The sequence below is a fragment of the Streptomyces sp. NPDC001770 genome (assembly GCF_053596135.1).
In genome coordinates this window covers 34535-52126 of sequence record NZ_JBSFFN010000007.1, presented here as the reverse complement: position 1 = coordinate 52126, position 17592 = coordinate 34535, and the positions used below count along the sequence as shown (strand labels likewise).

General features: G+C 69.3%; 17 protein-coding genes. 4 read left to right on the top strand and 13 right to left on the bottom strand.

Annotated features, from left to right (window positions below; all coding sequences use genetic code 11):
• Positions 1 to 63 precede the first annotated feature (63 nt).
• The 7 genes from ACWCSV_RS08865 to ACWCSV_RS08835 form a co-directional block, all read right to left on the bottom strand.
• The gene (locus ACWCSV_RS08865; RefSeq protein ID WP_451139958.1) at positions 64 to 567 is read right to left on the bottom strand and encodes a hypothetical protein; all 504 of its coding nucleotides are present in this window, start codon (positions 565 to 567) and stop codon (positions 64 to 66) included.
• Between the two features lie 436 nt (positions 568 to 1003).
• Positions 1004 to 1636 (bottom strand): hypothetical protein, encoded by a 633-nt coding sequence (locus ACWCSV_RS08860; RefSeq protein ID WP_451139956.1) that lies wholly within the window; start codon positions 1634 to 1636, stop codon positions 1004 to 1006.
• A 38-nt stretch (positions 1637 to 1674) separates the two neighbouring features.
• Positions 1675 to 2310 (bottom strand): hypothetical protein, encoded by a 636-nt coding sequence (locus ACWCSV_RS08855; RefSeq protein ID WP_451139954.1) that lies wholly within the window; start codon positions 2308 to 2310, stop codon positions 1675 to 1677.
• A 490-nt stretch (positions 2311 to 2800) separates the two neighbouring features.
• Entirely contained in the window at positions 2801 to 5131 is a 2331-nt protein-coding gene (locus ACWCSV_RS08850; RefSeq protein ID WP_451139952.1) for a hypothetical protein, read from the bottom strand.
• A gap of 19 nt (positions 5132 to 5150) precedes the next feature.
• On the bottom strand, positions 5151 to 5582 hold the full coding sequence (locus ACWCSV_RS08845; RefSeq protein ID WP_451140209.1) for a hypothetical protein: 432 nt from the start codon (positions 5580 to 5582) through the stop codon (positions 5151 to 5153).
• A gap of 393 nt (positions 5583 to 5975) precedes the next feature.
• Entirely contained in the window at positions 5976 to 6290 is a 315-nt protein-coding gene (locus ACWCSV_RS08840; protein WP_451139950.1) for a hypothetical protein, read from the bottom strand.
• Positions 6291 to 6424: 134 nt separating this feature from the next.
• Positions 6425 to 7057 carry a PadR family transcriptional regulator gene (locus tag ACWCSV_RS08835; protein WP_451139948.1) on the bottom strand — a complete coding sequence of 211 codons (633 nt, stop codon included), beginning with the start codon at positions 7055 to 7057 and terminating at the stop codon, positions 6425 to 6427.
• A 111-nt stretch (positions 7058 to 7168) separates the two neighbouring features.
• Here ACWCSV_RS08835 and ACWCSV_RS08830 point away from each other — a divergent pair, with 111 nt between their 5' ends.
• Both ACWCSV_RS08830 and ACWCSV_RS08825 read left to right on the top strand, forming a co-directional pair.
• On the top strand, positions 7169 to 7873 hold the full coding sequence (locus tag ACWCSV_RS08830) for an ABC transporter ATP-binding protein (protein ID WP_451139946.1): 705 nt from the start codon (positions 7169 to 7171) through the stop codon (positions 7871 to 7873).
• Positions 7874 to 7878: 5 nt separating this feature from the next.
• Positions 7879 to 10704, top strand: coding sequence for an FtsX-like permease family protein (locus tag ACWCSV_RS08825; protein ID WP_451140207.1), 2826 nt, complete (start codon positions 7879 to 7881; stop codon positions 10702 to 10704).
• Between the two features lie 210 nt (positions 10705 to 10914).
• On the opposite strand, the gene ACWCSV_RS08820 is transcribed toward ACWCSV_RS08825, so the two are convergent.
• From ACWCSV_RS08820 to ACWCSV_RS08810, 3 genes are all read right to left on the bottom strand, one after another.
• A complete protein-coding gene (locus ACWCSV_RS08820; RefSeq protein ID WP_451139944.1) occupies positions 10915 to 11439 on the bottom strand; it encodes a DUF305 domain-containing protein in 525 nt (174 codons plus the stop codon).
• 20 nt (positions 11440 to 11459) lie between these two features.
• Positions 11460 to 12797: a DUF1996 domain-containing protein gene (locus tag ACWCSV_RS08815; RefSeq protein ID WP_451139942.1), complete on the bottom strand. Its 1338-nt coding sequence runs from the start codon at positions 12795 to 12797 to the stop codon at positions 11460 to 11462.
• Positions 12798 to 12915: 118 nt separating this feature from the next.
• The gene (locus ACWCSV_RS08810; protein WP_451139940.1) at positions 12916 to 14553 is read right to left on the bottom strand and encodes a discoidin domain-containing protein; all 1638 of its coding nucleotides are present in this window, start codon (positions 14551 to 14553) and stop codon (positions 12916 to 12918) included.
• Between the two features lie 221 nt (positions 14554 to 14774).
• Here ACWCSV_RS08810 and ACWCSV_RS08805 point away from each other — a divergent pair, with 221 nt between their 5' ends.
• Positions 14775 to 15767, top strand: a complete 993-nt coding sequence (locus tag ACWCSV_RS08805) for a LacI family DNA-binding transcriptional regulator (protein WP_451139938.1) — start codon at positions 14775 to 14777, stop codon at positions 15765 to 15767.
• Between the two features lie 116 nt (positions 15768 to 15883).
• Here the strand turns inward: ACWCSV_RS08805 and ACWCSV_RS08800 are convergent, their stop codons facing one another.
• Positions 15884 to 16270 carry a WXG100 family type VII secretion target gene (locus ACWCSV_RS08800; RefSeq protein WP_451139936.1) on the bottom strand — a complete coding sequence of 129 codons (387 nt, stop codon included), beginning with the start codon at positions 16268 to 16270 and terminating at the stop codon, positions 15884 to 15886.
• 199 nt (positions 16271 to 16469) lie between these two features.
• On the opposite strand from ACWCSV_RS08800, the gene ACWCSV_RS08795 reads away from it, so the two are divergent.
• Positions 16470 to 16775 carry a WXG100 family type VII secretion target gene (locus ACWCSV_RS08795; protein ID WP_451139934.1) on the top strand — a complete coding sequence of 102 codons (306 nt, stop codon included), beginning with the start codon at positions 16470 to 16472 and terminating at the stop codon, positions 16773 to 16775.
• A 77-nt stretch (positions 16776 to 16852) separates the two neighbouring features.
• Here ACWCSV_RS08795 and ACWCSV_RS08790 read toward each other — a convergent pair whose 3' ends face one another.
• Positions 16853 to 17350: a hypothetical protein gene (locus tag ACWCSV_RS08790; protein WP_451139932.1), complete on the bottom strand. Its 498-nt coding sequence runs from the start codon at positions 17348 to 17350 to the stop codon at positions 16853 to 16855.
• Positions 17329 to 17454 carry a hypothetical protein gene (locus tag ACWCSV_RS08785; RefSeq protein WP_451139930.1) on the bottom strand — a complete coding sequence of 42 codons (126 nt, stop codon included), beginning with the start codon at positions 17452 to 17454 and terminating at the stop codon, positions 17329 to 17331. The genes ACWCSV_RS08790 and ACWCSV_RS08785 overlap by 22 nt, the downstream gene beginning before the upstream one ends.
• Positions 17455 to 17592 lie beyond the last annotated feature (138 nt).

Here is a 17592-nt window from a genome sequence, read left to right as displayed (position 1 = left end):
GGCCGCCCGTGCCCGCCACCGCGCGGGCACGGACGGCCCTGACGACTCCGCAGCAGGCCGTCTTCAACGACGGTGGCTCTCCCACCACGCGGTCAGTTCCTCGACATGGGCGTCGAAGCGGCGGTCGAGGAAGGACACGGGGGCCGCCAGGGTCAGGTGTTCGCCCGTCACCAGCGCAAGGCGCACCCGGCGCACTCCGGCGCCCCGCCGGACGCCGACACTCACGATGTCCGCCCAGGGGATGCGGCGCTCCCGTTGGGAGAGGGGCGAACAGGCCTCCAGACACTCCGGCGTGAGCCGCGTGCCCCGGTCGCGCGACAGTATCCGTGCGCCGACGAGGGCCACGACGGCCGTGTGCGCGCAGGTGCGCAGCTCCCCGGCCGTCATGGGGTCGGCGGTCCAGCGCTGTCCCAGGTAGAGCAGGCCCGTCGCCAGGGCCGTCCCCAGCACGAGGGGGACGACGAGCTGCGCCGATCCGACCGGGATGTCGACGGTTCCCTCCGCGCGCCGGGCGCGGCGCCACGTCCTCTTCACGTCCCGTCGGCCGCCTGCGCTCGTGTTGCCCACACCGCTGCCTCCCCGCGCCCGGTGGTACCGGCCACCGGTGGCTCCTCGTCGAGCCGCCTGGACCGTACCCGGCGGCAGGTCCAGTTCGACCACGACCGTCCTGCCGACGGGTGGCGGGTGGCGGGTCGAGCACGGCCCACCGGTCGGCGAGTGCCTTCACCGGAAGCATGCCACGGCCGTTCTCCGCCGGCGGCTGCGAGGCGGCAAAGGGAACGCAAACGATCCACGGCCGCGGCTCCAAGGGCCGGCGCAGCGCCGAACTCGCCCTCTCCCCCACCGCCTTGCGTGACTTCGTCTCGTACGCCGCCCGAAGCTGAGCCCGGCGCCCCGCACCGGACCCCCCGTCCTCACGGGGCACCGCATGCGCATGGAGCGGGCGGCCCCTCCTGCGTACAGGAAGGGCCGCCCTCGATCACCTCGATCACGCTCGTTCCGGCTACGCCCGCTGCAGCACGACCTGAGCGGGGAGGCCGCCGTTCTCCGCGCAGCCCAGCTCCTTGGCCATGGCCACCGAGATGGAGTGGGTCACGGTGGCGTAGGCGTCCTTCAACGCTCCGCTCTCGTCATCGATGTCCTTGGGCATGCCCCAGCGCATCACTTCGATGGAGATGTGGGCCGGATTCGACCCGGCGAGCTTGTCGCTCCGGCATGCGAACTCGATGAGCGCCTTGTCGGGCGTGGTCCAGGCCGCCTCGCCCATCTTCAACTCGGTGTACTCCGAGCCCATCTTGCCCGTCGAGGCGTCGCGTTCCAGATTCCAGGTGATCCTGAGCTGGATCTCAGGCGTACCGACGGGTGTGAAGACACGGCAGATGTCCCCCGTGCCGACGCTCTCGGTGATGAACTTCTCCCGCAGGGCGCTGGCGGCCTTCGCGATCGAGTACTCCTTTCCCGAAGCCTCCAGCCGCGACTCCCCCGTGATCACCTTCAGCGCCTTGGCCGCGTCGGCGGACATGGCGTTGCCGCCGCAGAGTTCCGTCCCCGCCACCGCCTTGTCGGCCGCTTTCGCCGCCGGGTCCTCGTCTCCGCCACAGCCGGTGGCCCCGGCCAGCAGAGCCACGGCGGTCATTGAGCCGACGCAGGTCCTCCTCAACATGGGCTCTCCATCTACTTCGTCGTGAGGACGGGAGTTTCCGGCAGCCCTGCGTTGTCCTCGCAGCCGAGCTTCTTCACCACGGACAGGGCGCCGGCGTGGAGGATCTCCACATTGGCGTCCCGGTTCTCGCGGGTGTTCGCAGCGCCCGACTTGTTCGCGAAGCCCCCATGGATGCGCAGGGGCTCCTCGCTCGATCCCTTCAGCTGAGGACTCACGCATTCCAAGTAGATCGATGCTCCGACACCCCTCGCCTCGGACCTCTTCCCCATGGTGTATGACTCCGTGCCGGGCGCGGTGCGAAGGTCCTTGACGTCCTGCGGCGCGTACATGGAGAAACTGAGCTCGGCGGTCTCATCGACCTTGGCCCCCTCGTGGCTGAACGCGCACAGATTCGCCTCCCGGCCCGAGCTGTGTCCGGACTCGTATCCGTCCTTCAGCGCTTTCACGACCTTTTCCATGCCTTCGTCGCTCTTGTCGAAGAACTCGGTCGTCGCCGTGACCGTTTCGATCTTCTTCGCCAGTGGCCCTTCGAACAGGCCGCCACAGACCTTGTCGGCACTCACATAGGGGTCACCGGTGCTCTTGCCCTCCTCCCCGTCCGAGCCACAGGCCACCACGCCGGCTCCCAGAGCCGCGACCAACCCCACAGCGGCAGTAAGGCGCCTTGCCCGCACCAGTCCCACGATCCTCATCCCTCCGCCAATACCCATCTACTCGTCAGCCCGCTTCCGGAGCCCGCTCTGTCCTTCTCCCGGTGGTCTCCGGTCGAACGGCCGAGCCTCACGGTCTCCATCATGTTCTGGCGAAATTCACTGTTCATGTCCGCAGTGCTGTTCGCGAACAACTCCAACGGTGCTCCGTCCTTCTGCGCCGCTCAGGGCTGAGCCTCACGCCCCACACCGGAACAGTCGGTCCTGCCCGACGCGTTGTCCTGCGCCGACGAGCGGCCCCTCTCGAGGAAGGGCCGCCCTCCGCCACGCAATCGTCAACCACTTTCGTGGCCGCGTCCTCGTCTCCTCCGCAGCAGGTGACTACCGGAGACAGCGTGCCGGCCATGACCGCAGCGACACGCTTCACGTGCTGAGCTGCGGCCGATCGCTGTCCGCACGCTTTCGCGTACCGGGCCGTTCACTGGCCTCAGTCGGTCTCCGGGTCGTTGCCCTGCTGGTTCTCCCGGTCGTTGCCGACCCCGTAGCCGATCAACATCGATTCCTTCAGGTCCTGCGCGAAGGTGTCGTTGTCCTTATAGCCGTGCCGGCCCAAGAACCCCTCCGTCGGAGTCTCGGCCATGCTCTCACCGCCGGCGTAGATCTTGGTCTTCTCCTCCCGGGTGAGGTCATCCAGCTTGTCCGCGTTCGCATCCACCGAGTTGTCGGAGAAGTCGCCGACCATCTGGCCCATGACCTGTTCGACGGCACCACTGGCGGTATCGGTCGCCAGCGGGATGAGCACAGCGGCCGCGCCGACGGCTGCGGTCGCGGGCAGGAAGGCGACGCCTGCGGCGACGCCTGCAGCCGCGCCGAACTCGACCCAGCCCGAGCGCTTGGCGACCGCCTTCTCGTACTCCTCGTGGGTCTTGAGGTTGGTCGCCTCCACCTGATCGGCCCGGGATTGGTCGAGCATGCCCTGCACCTCGGCACCCACGCGCACGGTCGCCCTGGCAGAGCCCTCGTCAATCTTTCCGTCCGAACCCACCGTCTGTTCCAGGGCGCTGGTGGTGTAGGCCTGTTCCGCCGTGGAAACCGTCGCGTAGGCGTCCGGGTGCTGGCCAAGAGTGCTGAGGAAGCCCCGGACCACACTTCGCCCATTCCCGTCCACGGTGTCCCCGAAGTCCAGGTGCGCGCCCTTGCCCTCACCCGGAGCGAAAACGCTGCCCGAGTCGTTCTTGTCCAGCGCCCAGTTGATGTCGTTGATGTAGCCGGCACCCATGGTGCCCAGGCTGTCGGACATCGCCGCATTGTCCTTGAGCAGCTTCGGGTCCGCTGCGTACTTCTCTATGACCTTCTGCATGACCTTGACGTTGTCCTCGTCCCGCACCACACCGGCGTCCGGCTGCCCGTCCGGGTAGCCGAGCGTCGCCGCCTCCAGGGCGTGGCCGAGGGCGTCGGGCATCTGGTCGAGCGACGCCTTGAGCTCCTTGTCGTCCAGCGAGTTGACGTCGGGGAAGGACTCCCACTTCTCGTTGCCGAAGAAGTCGAGGTAGTTGTCGATGTTCTTGCCCAGGTTCGCCTTGCCGCCGGTGTTGACCGTACCGTCCTCGTTGTACGCGGTCGGGGTGTCGGTGAAGAACTTCTTCGCCGCCTCAGGGCTGTTGCCGAGCGCCTCCAGCATGGCGGTGGTCGGGTCGTAGCCCGCCCCGTTCTCACCGGAGGGGTTGAACGGGTTCTTGAACGGGCTGTTCACCACCTTGTTGTCGGCGAACATGTACGGGTCCTTCTGGTGCAGCTGCGCCACGTGCTCGGCGATCGGGTTGAGGAACTTCGCGTCGTAGTTCCCGTACCGCATGATCCCGCCGAGCAGCTGGTATCCGAACGGCCCGTTGTAGTCGTTCTTGGCCAGCGGAACGCGCTCCGTACCCAACTTGCGGAGCTCCGGGCCCCACTTGTCGGTGAACTCCTTGTCGTGCGAGGCGGTGGCCAGGTTGAGGCCGAGGTTCTTCTGGAGCTCCTGCACGTCCTTGAGGCGCTCCGGGTCGACCTTGCCGTACTCGTACGTGTCCGTGGAGAGCTGGCCGAAGAACGCGAGTGACTTCTCGGGTCCCAGCTTCTGGTAGAAGTCCTTGGAGAACTCCGGCGACGAACTGTTGTCCTTCAGAAGCTCGTTGAGCTGCTGAAGCTCGGTGTGCGTGAGGTCCCGGCCCTTGGCGGCCAGTGCGGCGGCACGGTCCGCCTCTTCCTGGTCCAGCTTCGTGTACTTCGGGGCACTGAAGTCCTTGCGGGCACCGAAGTTGGCGTCGAGTGAGTTCTTGAAGGCGAGGTCGTCGTCGTTGCAGTTGTCGACGATGAGGTCGATCTTCTTCTGCCACGACGCGATGTTCTCCCTCTCCTGCCGCAGCAGGTCGGGGTAGTCGGGGTCGTGATGCTGGCCGGCGATCTCGGACACCGGGTGCCGCGCCGAGACCTGGCCGCTGCCGTCCACCTTGACGCCGGCCGCCGGACCGTCGTGGTCCCGGATGGCGACCAGCTCGTCCTTGGCCTTCTTGATGGCCGCGCAGCCGTCCTCGAGGACCGCCTTCACACCCTTGGCCTCGGCCGCGGCGTCCGAGAACTCCTTGGCCGTCTTGCCGATGAACTCCTTGGTGACCCCCGCGTTGACGCCCTCCCAGGACGCCCCGTCCGCCTTGGCCTTCATCCCACTGGTGGCGTCGGCGGCAAGCTTTTCCAGCTTTCCCGCCATCTCCGACCAGTCGTCGGCGGCGGCCTTCAACTTCGCCACCGGGGCGTCGACTATGTCCTCGTACTTCAGCATGTGCGTGCTCCCCCGAGCCCTAGTTCATGTATTCCGTGAGCACGGATATCTTCGTCAGATCCCCGTCGATCTTCGCCTCGTCCTTGGCGTGCTGGGCCTTGGTGTAATCGAGGTGGTTCGAGATCTGCGCACAGGAATCCAGCAGCGTCTTCAGGTGGTCCTGCCAGGCGTCGTTCACCTTCAGCACGGCGGAACCGCACGTGAAGTTCCCGCTGGTCAGCGCCGTCGCCGCGTCGGCCGTCGAATTGCGGGCGATGTTGCCCTCCTTCGTCAGCCGATTGCGCAGCCCGAAAGCCTCATTGCCGATGGCGCCGAGCTCGTCGTCATTGACCACCAGATCCCCGCTGCCGCCGCCTCCGCCGCCGCCGTCGGCCGGGATGCTGTCGATCTGCATGGCGGTCCGCTGGGCCGCGGCCGCGCGCAGTTCGGCCCATTCTTGCTCGAACGTCACGAATTCCCCCAAGTCCATCCGGGCAGGCCGCTCCACCGTATTCGCGCGGCCACCGACGCAATCACCGTATCGGTTGTACGAACGCGGGGGCCCGGGTGGCTGGTGAGGATTCCCTGGACTCCGGACGAAAGCGACCGAACGCCGGGCCAGGACGTGTCTCCCGCACACTGTCCGTGAACGGAGTGCGGGAAAACGCTCGGACCCCTTGTCCCGGTTCGGCGTGGAGGCGGTGCGTCCGGCCGGCCAGGAGCGGCCGGCCGCCGGTCACCCCATGGAGACGGTCCGGATGGTCCTCCGTGTGGAACTCCTCCACCCGCTGGGTCCAGCCGCGCAAGCTGCGGCGATCGTGCCGAACCAGCGGCACGGGAGCCGCCGGGGCGGGACCGATGCCCGTCACCAGAGGTCGCCATGGGCCGAGTTGGGTGAGTCGGTGACGATCACCACCGCGCGGGTTACTCCCGGGGTGGTGGGCAGCAGTGTCTCGGCCAGGTCGACGGCGTTCCGGGGAGCCTTTGCCCGGGCCTCCGGACGCCGGGCGAAATCACCGATGACGACGCGCCGTTGACACGGGCGACCACCGGTGAGCACCTGTTTGCAGACGCCGGGCCTGCCGACGCGTCGCAGCACCCAGCCGACGATACGCCCGGCGATCGCACCCGGGGTGTCGCCGAGGTCGCCGAGGCCGGCCGCGGTGGTACGGAGGACCACCCACCGCCGGACACGAGGGGCGGCCCGGGCCCGGCGCGACCACCGGGCCCGGCCCCGTTCTCGAACGGCCGAACACGCCATCGGCACGGACGTCGTCACTCCACCGGCATCACCAACGGCGCCCCCGCGCCCCCCTAGGCGGACTCGGCGCGGTCCCCCCTCGTCCCGCCGTGGCCCCCGGCCTGGTCGTTGTCACCCCGCACCTGTGAGGGTGAGCCCTCCGACGCCCGCGCGCTCCGTGCCGTGGACGCGAGCGGGCCCAGATGCTGTGCGGCACTGTCCAGCAGGCCGAGGTCGGCCTTGGTGTGCGCGATGGCGGCATCGATCAGGACGGCGACGAGCGGCTCGTCGGCGTGGGCGCGGCGCTGCCGCGCCAGGCCCGCGAGCTCGGACAGGTACGTCTGCCGCTGCGACTCGATCAGCGCGGTCAGGGCCTGCGGGCCCAGGGCGGAGGCTCCGAGGAGCTTCAGGAACAGTTCGTCGCGGAAGCCGCCGACGCGCACCCAGGCGGTGGTCGCCCACGAGCGCAGCTCGGCCTCGCCGGCCTCGGTGAGGGTGTAGAGGTTCTTGTCGGGCCGGTCGGTCTGGGTGACCTGCGAACGTGACACATAGCCGTCGCGGACCAGCCGTTCGAGGATCTGGTAGAGGTGACCGATGTTCAGGCCACCCCACTGCGGGCCGATGGCCTCCTCGAAACGGGCCTTGAGTTCGTACCCGTGGTTCGGTCGCCGGGTCAGCAGCGCGAGCACGGCGTGATGGAGCGGCATATACGTCCCTTCTACATTGTGACAACATACCCCTGAATTGGCGCAATGCAGGGACGGCGACGCAGGTGCGGCGACGCACACGCCGCGATGTACGAGGGCGAGGCTGCATCAATGGCTATGAGCGTGGCGTTACGCGGAGTGAGTCGTCGGTATCCGGGGCTGACCGCTCTGGACGAGGTGGACCTGGATGTCGCGGGCGGCGAGGTGGTGATGCTGACCGGGCCGTCCGGCGCCGGCAAGTCCACCGTCCTGCATGTGACGGGTGGCATGGACCGGCCCGACGAGGGACACGTCGAGATCGACGGCGCTGAGCTGGTGTCCCGGGACCTCGACCGTCACCGGCGGCGTATCGGCTTCGTCTTCCAGCGCTTCCACCTGCTGCCCGCGCTGACCGCGCTGGACAACGTACTCGCCCCCGTCCTGCCGCGCAGGGTGGACTTCGACCGGCGTGCGCGCGGCATGGAACTGCTCGAAGCCGTCGGTCTCGCCCAGCGGGCCGACGCCCTGCCTTCGCAGTTGTCGGGCGGCCAGCAGCAACGCGTCGCCCTCGCACGCGCGTTGATCAACCGGCCGGGGCTGCTCCTGGCCGACGAGCCCACGGGCAACCTCGACAGCGTCATCGGGCGCGAGATCATCGACCTGCTGATGTCACTGCGCGAGCGGTACGGGATGACGATGCTGATCGCCACGCACGACGCGGAGGTCGCCGCCAACGGCGACCGGGTGGTGCGGCTGCAGGACGGCAGGATCGTGTCCGACCAGCGGGTCACGCCCTCCGCCGACGTGCTGCACCGGCTGGGGGGCCTGCGCCCGTGATCACGATGATTCTCGATCAGCTCCGCCGGCGGCGCGGGCGCGCACTCGCCCTGGCCGCCGGGATTCTGGTGGCGGCGACCAGTTTCACCCTGCTGACCGCGACGGTGAACACGAGCCAGGCGGCCACCGTGGGCACCGTACGGGAGAACGCGCGGTCCGCGTACGACGTCCTGGTCCGCCCGCCCGACTCGCAGACGGACGTGGAGCGGCAGCGCGGACTCGTCGCGCCGAACTTCCTGTCCGGCACGTTCGGCGGCATCACCATGGACCAGTACCGGAGCATCCGCGGCATGGCCGGGGTCGACGTGGCCGCGCCGGTCGCCAACATCGGCTACCTCATGGTGGCGAGCACCGTCACGGTGGACGTGTCCCGCTTCCTCGACGGCAACGCGTCCCGGCAGATCCTGCGCATCAGCCCCACGCTCACCTCCGGGCTGGGCAGCTACCGCACCTCGGACGAGTACGTCTACCTCACCCGCTCCCCCCTGACGTCGGCCTCGGAGTCGGACGACCTCTTCGAGTCCGACACCCTGGAAACAGGTGTGGTCGACAAGGACACCCAGCAGTACCGGATCAAGGGGAAGTACGACGTCTGCTTCTACTTCAACTGGGACAAGACCGAGAAGAAGAAGTTCGGCCTGGACCTGCCGTTGAAGCCGAACATCATCGCCGAGGACCTCAGTGACAGGTCACCGTTCGACCCGGACCTGAGTTCGCGGATGAACTGCCAGTCCGGCGAGGACAAGGCCACCATCGACGTCCCGGTCAGCTATCCCGTGCTGCTGTCCGCCATCGACCCGGTGGCCGAGGACCGGCTGGTGAGCCTGGGCGACACCATCGCCTCGGGCCGGATGCTCACCGAGCGGGACAAGCCGTGGACGGTGTCCGGCGCCAAGAGCGTCCACGGACAGCACGACATCTACGTCCCGGCGCTGCTCAGCGACACCCCGCTGACCACCGGCGCACTCGATGCCACCGTGGAGCGGCTCGACATCGGCGACCCGGCCGAACTCCCCTCGAAACTGGGCAACCCGACGGCGAGCACCTTCGTACGAAGCCTGCGCGGCACCGCGGTGGGCACGACCCGGGTCGATCTGAGCAAGGGCTACCGGAAGGCGCTGGGCGAGGATTCGTTCGACACCGGGGTCTACTGGACGGTCGGCCCGGTCGCCTACCGCCGTACCTCCGACGGCGACCTGGCCGCACAGACGCGGCCGCCGCAGAAGGCCGGCCTGTGGATCACCAACTCGAACCAGCAGCCGTTCCGCAACGTCCCCGAGGAGAACCACCAGGGCACCCAGTACCGCGAGGTGACCAGCCATGCCTCCACGGACTGCATCGGACTGGGGACCTGCGACGGGGTGGACTCCGGCCGCCTGCCCACTCCCTTCGTCCGCCTGGTCGGCCGCTACGACACCGGTGAACTTTCCGGCTTCTCGCCCCTGTCCGAGACCCCGTTGGAGACGTACCAGACGCCCCAGGTCACCGGCGAGGACAGCGCGACCCGAGCGAAGCTCCACGACAGGCCGCTGCAGCCCGACCGCAACCTGGGCGGCTACGTCAGCCCGCCACCCACCATGCTGACGACGATGGACTCCATCACCGCGCTCACCAGGAGCCGTCGGATCCCGAGCCTCCAGGACACGGCACCGGTCAGCGCGATCAGGATCCGGGTGGCCGGAGTGACCGGCGTCGACACCGCCTCCCGGGCGCGGGTGAACGCGGTGGCCGGGAAGATCCGGGCCTCCTACCCCCGGCTCCAGGTCGACGTCACCGTCGGCAGCTCACCCGCGCCGCGGACGGTGGCGCTGGGTGCCTCGGCGCGGGTGACGGAGCGTTGGGTCGCCAAGGGTGTGGCCCTGCGCATTCTCAGGGCGGTGGACACCAAGAGCGCGGTGCTCTTCGTACTGGTCCTCGTCGTGTGCGCACTCTTCCTCGGCCAGGCGGCGCTGGCCTCGGTGCGCTCGCGCCGCACCGAGATCGGCACGCTGCGCTGCCTCGGCTGGAGCGGCGGCGAGGTGCTCCGCCTGATCCTCGGCGAACTGGCGGTGATCGGGCTGGCCGCCGGAGCCGCGGGCGCGGTGCTCGCGTACGTACTGGGCCAGGCGCTGGGACAGCCCGGAGCCGGCGCCAAGTCGCTCCTCGTACTGCCGGTGGCCCTTCTGCTGGCCATGGCTGCGGGCCTGATCCCCGCCTGGCTCGCCACCCGGCTGGGACCGATGGAAGCCGTCCGGCCCCCGGTGACGGCGGCCCGTCGCGCGCGCCCGGTGCGTTCGGTGGCCGGACTGGCCGTGCTCAACCTGCTGCGGGTGCGGGGCCGCACCCTGCTGGGTGCGGCAGGGCTGGCGCTGGGAGTGGCCGCCTTCACGGTGCTCCTCGCCCTGACGCTGGCCTTCCGGGGCGAAGTCGCCGGGTCGTTGCTCGGCAGTGCCGTGGTGGCGCAGGCGCGCGGGGCCGACTATCTCAGCGTCGCCCTGTCCCTGCTGCTGGGCGCCGCCGGCGCCATCGACGTCCTGGTCATCTCGCAGCACGAACGCGCGGCCGATCTCGCGGTGCTGCGGGCGACCGGCTGGACCAGCCGGGAGCTGGCGAAGCTGACCCTCTACGAGGGAATCGGACTGGCTCTGCTGGGCGGGCTGTCCGGTGCGGTGGCCGGTCTGGCCGGGGTGCTGACTCTCGGCCGGGGCGTGCTGCACGGGCACCTGCTCACGGTCGCCGGCGCCGCCCTGCTGGCCACGCTCGCGGCGACCGCCCTGGTGGTGGCCGCTCTGACGGTGCCGATCCGGGGGCTGTCCCGGATCGGCACCGCCCACCTGCTCGCCGCCGACTGAGCGGACCGACGCCATCGGCCGCCGCGCGACGGCGCAAGCCCCTGGAACCCGCCGCGTGCGTGCCGGGGACCTCGCCGTCGACGGAATTCCGCGGTCGTGCCCTCCCCTGCCACGCGGGCCGGACGGGCGGGCGGATCGAATGGGCCCCCTGCCCGCCGGACCACCTTCGTCCGGCGGGCAGGGGACGTACACGGCCCGGCACCTGCGCGGTCACAGCCCTGGCTGTGACCCACGGAGCTCGTCCAGCCGGGAGGCCCGTACGGCCGTGCTCTTCGCGATGGCCGCGGCCAGGTCCTTCGCCCGGTCCGCCCGGCCCCGGGCTCGCTCGCCGGTACAGAGCAGCCCGGACTGCGCGAAGTGGGCGCGCAGCGCGTCGGTGAGCATCCGGTCGAACGCCTGGCCCTTCACGTCGGCCGCCTGCTGGAGGGTGTCGAGGCCGACCATGCCCGGCATGTCGTGCCCCTCGTGGGGATGGGTGTCGGGGACGCCCGAGAGCCGCAGTACCGCGCGCAGGCTGCGCAGGTCCGCGCGGAGTGCCGATCCGGTGTCCGCCGCCAAGGCGGCCAGGGCCGGGTCCGCCGTGCGGGAGGGCGCCAGATCGGTCAGGAGCCGCGCACGCTCGGCCATGGGGATCATCAGGAGGATCCACGCGCTGTCGGTGGCGTTGAAGGCCGGTGCCGACGCTCCGGCCGTCGGCTGCGCGGTGCAGCCGACAGCCGGAAGCGCCAAGGCCACGACGCATGCCGACCACAGGGTCAGAACGTGCCGGCGGAGTTGCACTTGGCCTTCTGGTTGATGCAGTCCTTCACGCGGTGTCCGAGAGCGGCGTTGTCCCAGGCGTTGAAGAAGTCGCCGTGGATGGACGATGCCATGCCCGAAGCCAGCCGGAAGCCGCCGGCGCTGCCGCTGGTCGGGTAGCTGGTGACGAAGGAGAGGTTGGGGATGGCGACGGGGTAGGCGCCGCTGCACTTGCCGTCGTACGTGAACGCCACGTGCGACTTGTGGTCGGGGCTGTCGAGGTTCTTGCCGTCCCAGCAGTCGGGGAAGACCAGCTGGTGGGTGAGGTGGGCCGTGGGGGCGCACACCGGCCAGTTACCGTCGGAGCTGCGCCCGGTCTCACCGCCCTGACCGGCGCACCAGAACTGGCCCGGTGATCCCGCCGGGGTGGCTGTCTGCGTCTTGGCGCTGCCCGCGATCATGCGGAATCCCTGCGGGAAGGGAACGGTCGCCGAGGGGTCCGTGAGCCGGGAACCGTAGTAGACGATCATGCCCTCAGGTTCGACGGCCCTGTCGCCCTCGTAGAGGGTGGGGATCCAGTAGGCCGAGAGGTCGGCGGTGGCAGGGGTGCAACTGGTCGGCGTGCTGGCGAGCAACGACTCCGGAGTGGAGAACGCGTCGGTGCTCTTGTTGCCGAAGAAGCTGTGCATGTGGGACGCACCGGGCAGTCCCGGCAGAACGATGGGATCGTCCGGCTTGGAGTGACTGTAGGTGCAGGTGGCGTTGAACTCCGGAACCCGGACCGTGGTCGCGGGCACCGCGGCCGGTGTCATCGCGCGGAACTGCGCCAGCTGCGCGTTCCACTTGGCCTGGTCGACGGGGACCCATCCGGCCGCCGTGGCGTCCCCCTCACCGGCGAAGGAGAACCAGTTGATGTTGACGAAGTCGCCGGGTGTCGTGCCGCGCAGCACGGCGAACACCGTCTGCGCGCCGGTGGGATGCGTGGTGACTTCGGTGGTCAGGGTCGACCAGTTCTGCCAACCGCCGGTCGGGGAGACCGGTATGACGGCGAGCAGTGGTCCGGTCAGTCCGGCGGTACGGAGCTCCACCGTGCCCGAGCCGACGGCGGAAGCGGCCCGGGCCGAGACCGTCAGCCGGCCGGCTCCGCCGAGGTCGACGTTGTCGAAGCGCATCCAGTCGCCGTCGGCGAGGTAGGCGGCGTTCTGACCGCCGCCGGTGTCCGCGGTCGCCTCCAGGGCGACGCCCGACTGGGCCGCGTAGGACTCGGCCTGGACCGTGACCGTCGCGGCCTGCGCCTGCGGGGCCGAGACGGTCAGGCTCAACGCGGCGGCCAGCACGATCACCAGAGCGCTCACCAACAGTGTGTACAGAGGGACGGGAAATCTGCGCATGTCACTTCCTCACGGGCTGGGGGGGGAAGAACGGTGGCGAAGACCTGGGGGTGAATGCGTGCTTCATGCCGGAGCCCAGCGGCTACTGATAGATCCGCACGTAGTCGACGAGCATCTTGGAGGGGAACGGCGTGCCGGCGTCCGTCGGGCCCGGCCAGTCGCCTCCGACCGCCAGGTTGAGGATCATGTAGTGGGGGTGGTCGAAGATCCACGGCCCGCGTGTCTGCTCGACCTGATCCTTGTCGAGGGTGAAGACGGTCCGGCCGTCGAGGCTGTAGGTGATGCCTCGGCTGTTCCAGTCGGCGGCCCAGGTGTGGTAGTCGTCGGAGAAGTCGGCGTTCCCGGGCAGGGTGTACGGCGAGCCGATTCCGCCTCCGCCGTTGTACGCCGGCGCGTGGACGGTCGAGTACGCGGTCTTCACGTCCTTGCCGAGGATTTCCATGATGTCGACCTCGCCGTTGTACGGCCACGGGCGGCCGGTCAGGAAGTCGGCGCCCATCATCCAGAACGCGGGCCACAGGCCGTTGCCCTTGGGAACCTTGATGCGCGCCTCGACGCGCCCGTAGGTGAACTGGAAGGTCGCACCGGTGTTCATCCGCGCCGAGGTGTACTGACAGGTGGTGCTGCCGCTCAGCGGGTCGGGCGGGCACGACGTCCCGGCGGTGGTCTCCTTGCGCGCTTCCATCACCAGGTGCCCAGCCCCGTCCAGTGAGGCGTTGCGGTGATCGGTGTAGTACTCCAGCTCGTTGTTGGATCCGACGCCCGGATCGGCCCTCCACTTCGTCGAGTCGGGCTTGCCGCCCGCCGCACCGTCGAACTCGTCGCTCCACACGAGCCGCGGCGGATTCGCGGGGTCATTCGGCAGCGGCGGAGCCTGTATCGGATCACCGCCGGTGCCGTACACCTGGAACTCCCACAACGAGTAGCCGTAAGGGGTGGCGCGCTGCGTCCCGTACATGCGCACATAACGGCCGGTGCCCGAGACGGCGAGCGTCTGCTTGAAGCCGGTGCCGGACGTCGTCGAGTAGATCGGCGTCCAGTCGGCTCCGTTCGAGGACACCTGGATCTGGAAGGACTTGGCGTAGGCGGGATCCCATTGCAGGACCACCTTGTCGATCTGTGCCGTCGCGCCGAGGTCGACGGAGATCCAGCCGGGATCGGTCCATCCCGTAGTGGGGCTCGTGGCCCAGCGGGAGGCCGGGTCCCGGTCGAAAGCCCTGGCCGGCGTGCACTCCCAGCAGTTCGAGTCGGCCTGGGAGGAAGAAGCGGCGCCCGGCCTGCCGTAGGAGAGGAGCCGGCCGGCGTCGCCGCCGGGGTTGCCGGTGCCGGCGGTGCCGTAGACCTGGAACTCCCACAGTGAGAAGCCGTACTGCGTGGCGCGCTGCGTCCCGTACATGCGCACATAACGGCCGGTGCCCGAGACGGCCAGGTTCTGAATGCCGCCGGTGCCCGTGGCCGTCTGGTGGACGACGGTCCAGCTCACCGCGTCGCTCGACACCTCGATCCTGAACGCCTTGCCGTAGGCGGCCTCCCAGTTGAGGACGACCCGGCTGATCCCGGCGCTGGCCCCGAGGTCGACCTGAATCCACTGCGGGTCCGCGAAGGCGCTGGACCAGCGCGTCCCGGGGTCGCCGTCGACGGCGCTCTGAGCCACGAAGGGGCCCTCGGTACTCGAAGCGGTAAGGCGAAGCGACGCGGCAGCGTGTGCACTGGGAGACACTGAGGGAACGGTCTCTCAGCTGCCGGTTGTCACGCCGTCGGACAAGGGGACGGCGTCGAGCGGAAGGCACCCGGACCCTGCCCTTGCCGCTCCGGCCTGCGGATACGCTGCTCACATCGCCATGACGCAGAGCCGGAGGTCGCCCCGATGAGAAAACCCGCCCCGCGCCGGACCCCGGGCGGCGACAGGGTCCCGGGCGGCGGCACGGGGGACGGACCCGCATGAGACGCCCCACTCTCCAAGTGGTCGCCGCACGGGCGGGCGTCTCCAAATCGAGCGTCTCCCGCGTCATCAACGGCGAGACGACGGTCGCTCCGCAGATCCGGGACGTCGTCATGCGCGCGGTCCACGAACTGGGCTACGTGCCCAACGGGGCGGCACGCAATCTCGTCACCCGCCGCACGGACACCGTCGCCGTCGTGGTCTCCGACCCGCCCCAGGGAGTCGTCTCCGACGACCCCCTCTTCTCCGCCGTGGTACGGGCCGTCAGCAGAGAGCTCGAGAAAGCGGGCAAACGGCTCGTGCTCATGCTCGCGGAGTCGGACCAGAGCCGGACCAGGGTGGTGCGGTACATCGCCGGCGGGCACGTGGACGGCGTGCTCCTGGTCGCCCTGCACGGTACGGATCCGCTGCCGGCCGCACTGGCACGGCAGGGCCTGCCCGTCGTGTCCTTCAACCGCACCTCCGCCGAGGACGTGCCGTACGTGGCGCTGGACAACGCCGGCGGAGCGGCAGTCGCCGTACGTCACCTCCTGGAGCGCGGGCGGCGCCGGATCGCCACCATCACCGGGCCGCTCGAACTGTACGAAGCGCGCGAACGCCTCGACGGCTACCGCCGGACCCTGCGTGACACCGGCCGCCGCTCCATCGTCGCGCTGGGCGACTTCACCAGGACCTCAGGCGCCGAAGCCATGCGGCAGCTCCTGGAGGACGACCCGGGCCTCGACGCGGTGTTCGCGGCCAACGACCTGATGGCGATCGGAGCCCTGCGCACCCTTCACCGAGCGGGCCGACGTGTCCCCGACGACGTGGCGGTCGTCGGCTTCGACGACATAGAGGCCGCGGCCTACACCAGCCCCGCCCTGACCTCGGTACGCAGCCCGATGGCCGACCAGGCGACCGCCGCCGTCCACCTGCTCCTCGGCCTGATCGACGGCGGCCCCGCGACGCCGGTGATCATGCCGAACGAACTCGTGGTGCGTGAATCGACGTGATCCCCGGGGCGGCAGCAGCCGCCTCCACAGGTCCTACGCGGCGGGGTCCGGGCTGACGAAGTCCACGCCGCTCGGGATCGGCTACGACCCGGGTGGGGCGGGCGAGCTCGCGTTCGTCAGAAGTCCTTCAGACTGCTGCGGGGAACTCCCGGCGTCGGCGTGGACAACGCGTCCGCGGCTGCCTCGACGTCGGCGTCGACCTGGATCGCGCGAAAGCGTTCAAGGGCGTCGAGTTCCTGCTCCGTGAATCCACCCTCGCTCAGACGGACCGCCTCCGCGAGGAGTTGAATCTTCTGGCCGATGCGCACGGCGTCCTCCGCCGCGCCACGGTGAAGCGATCGGTAGGACGTTGCGGTGGGGCCCTGCCAGCCGCTCTCGACGCTGTCGACGATCTCGTCCATGCGCCTGACCTGTGCGCCGAGATAGTCGCGCATGCCGTCCAGATCGTCCGCCAGTTTTCGCAACTCCGCGGATGTATAGGCGAGTTTTGGCTCTTCCCCCATGCCGCCCCCTCCATGTTCGAACGTGCGTCGCAAGCTGCGAGCACCCTAGCAATACGGACAGATGCCCGCAGGTACGCGGGGAGAAGGGAGAGAGGCAGACAGTCGGTCATATGATCGGTTTGCTATTCGTGTTGGTCCGCCGGCGCGGTCCAACACGAATAGCGGCTTCGCGGGCGTCTGAACCAGGGGGATCAGCACCATGCCGGACGAAGACCGGATCACCGTGAATTTCGCTGCGCTGCAACGCCTTTCGGGCGACCTGGAGGCGATACTCCGCGTTCTCAACGAGAAACTGGACACGTTGTACGAGCGGACCGCCAAGGCTGTACTGACCTGGGACGGTGAGGCTCGCGAGACCTTCGTCGACGAGCTGGACAAGTGGAGTCACTCCGCCGACGACCTCAAGGCCACCCAGGCGTGGCTCCACGAAGTCGTGGTGAAGGGGCATCTGAACTACGCCGCGGCCAACAGGTCCGTACTCGGAGGCTGGGGAGGCGGTGCCTGATGGCTGGGCCCTCCGCACCTGCCCCCTCATCGGGTGGCAGCACCATCGACGTCAAGCCGAGCGACCTCTGGTCCGTCTCAGGCAGGGTCGCCGCGCAGCAGGACTTCCTCGTACGCGGCGCCAAAACGCTTCTGGACGGACTGGGCAAGTATCCGGACGCGGGAGGCGCCGGCACGGAGGCTCAGGAGTTCGCTCAGGCATACAAGAAGATAGCCAACCGATGGCTGGAAGTATGGGGCCGGTCCGTCGTCAGCGTCGGCGGCGTGGCGGTCGGGTTCACCGAGACCGCCAACGCCTACATCCGGGCGGATGTCGCGGCCCATCCGAAGCCTGGACAGACGGCCGAGCAGCGCCCCAGGCCGGCGGTCATGGACAAGGCACCGAACTTCGACTCCGTGCCCGACATCAAGTGGGGCGACGACGACGGCGACGACTTCCTGCGCGGCCTGATGGAGGGCATCCCCGAGATCGTCCGGGACGTCCTCCATCCGCTGTGCAAGCACGTCTTCCGCCTCGGAAGGGTGGCTGACGTCCACCCTTTCCCCCAGCAGCACTACCTCAACTCCCTCTGCCACAGCTGGATGGACGTCTCCATCACCGCCTCCTTGGGAGCGGACCAGCTCACCCAGGCCGTCGGCACCATCACCAACCACCAGCAGGCCGACTGGGAAGCCGCCATGCGGACGTTCTGCAGCGCCCTGTGGGGCGGGACCGCGTGGGGGGCAGCAGCGGAGCGGTTACCAGTGGGGGCAGACCGCCAACTCCGGTCCGGGCAATCCACGGCTCCCCACGGGCAGCGAGCCTGTCCTGGCCGTCC

Excerpts from the sequence above, each read along its gene's own strand:
- ACWCSV_RS08795 (WP_451139934.1), top strand. The coding sequence starts at position 16,470 with ATGCCGGACGAAGACCGGATCACCGTGAATTTCGCTGCGCTGCAACGC.
- ACWCSV_RS08785 (WP_451139930.1), bottom strand. The coding sequence starts at position 17,454 with ATGGCGGCTTCCCAGTCGGCCTGCTGGTGGTTGGTGATGGTGCCGACG.
- ACWCSV_RS08850 (WP_451139952.1), bottom strand. The coding sequence starts at position 5,131 with ATGCTGAAGTACGAGGACATAGTCGACGCCCCGGTGGCGAAGTTGAAG.
- ACWCSV_RS08800 (WP_451139936.1), bottom strand. The coding sequence starts at position 16,270 with ATGGGGGAAGAGCCAAAACTCGCCTATACATCCGCGGAGTTGCGAAAA.
- ACWCSV_RS08830 (WP_451139946.1), top strand. The coding sequence starts at position 7,169 with ATGGCTATGAGCGTGGCGTTACGCGGAGTGAGTCGTCGGTATCCGGGG.
- ACWCSV_RS08825 (WP_451140207.1), top strand. The coding sequence starts at position 7,879 with ATGATTCTCGATCAGCTCCGCCGGCGGCGCGGGCGCGCACTCGCCCTG.
- ACWCSV_RS08805 (WP_451139938.1), top strand. The coding sequence starts at position 14,775 with ATGAGACGCCCCACTCTCCAAGTGGTCGCCGCACGGGCGGGCGTCTCC.
- ACWCSV_RS08835 (WP_451139948.1), bottom strand. The coding sequence starts at position 7,057 with ATGCCGCTCCATCACGCCGTGCTCGCGCTGCTGACCCGGCGACCGAAC.
- ACWCSV_RS08860 (WP_451139956.1), bottom strand. The coding sequence starts at position 1,636 with ATGACCGCCGTGGCTCTGCTGGCCGGGGCCACCGGCTGTGGCGGAGAC.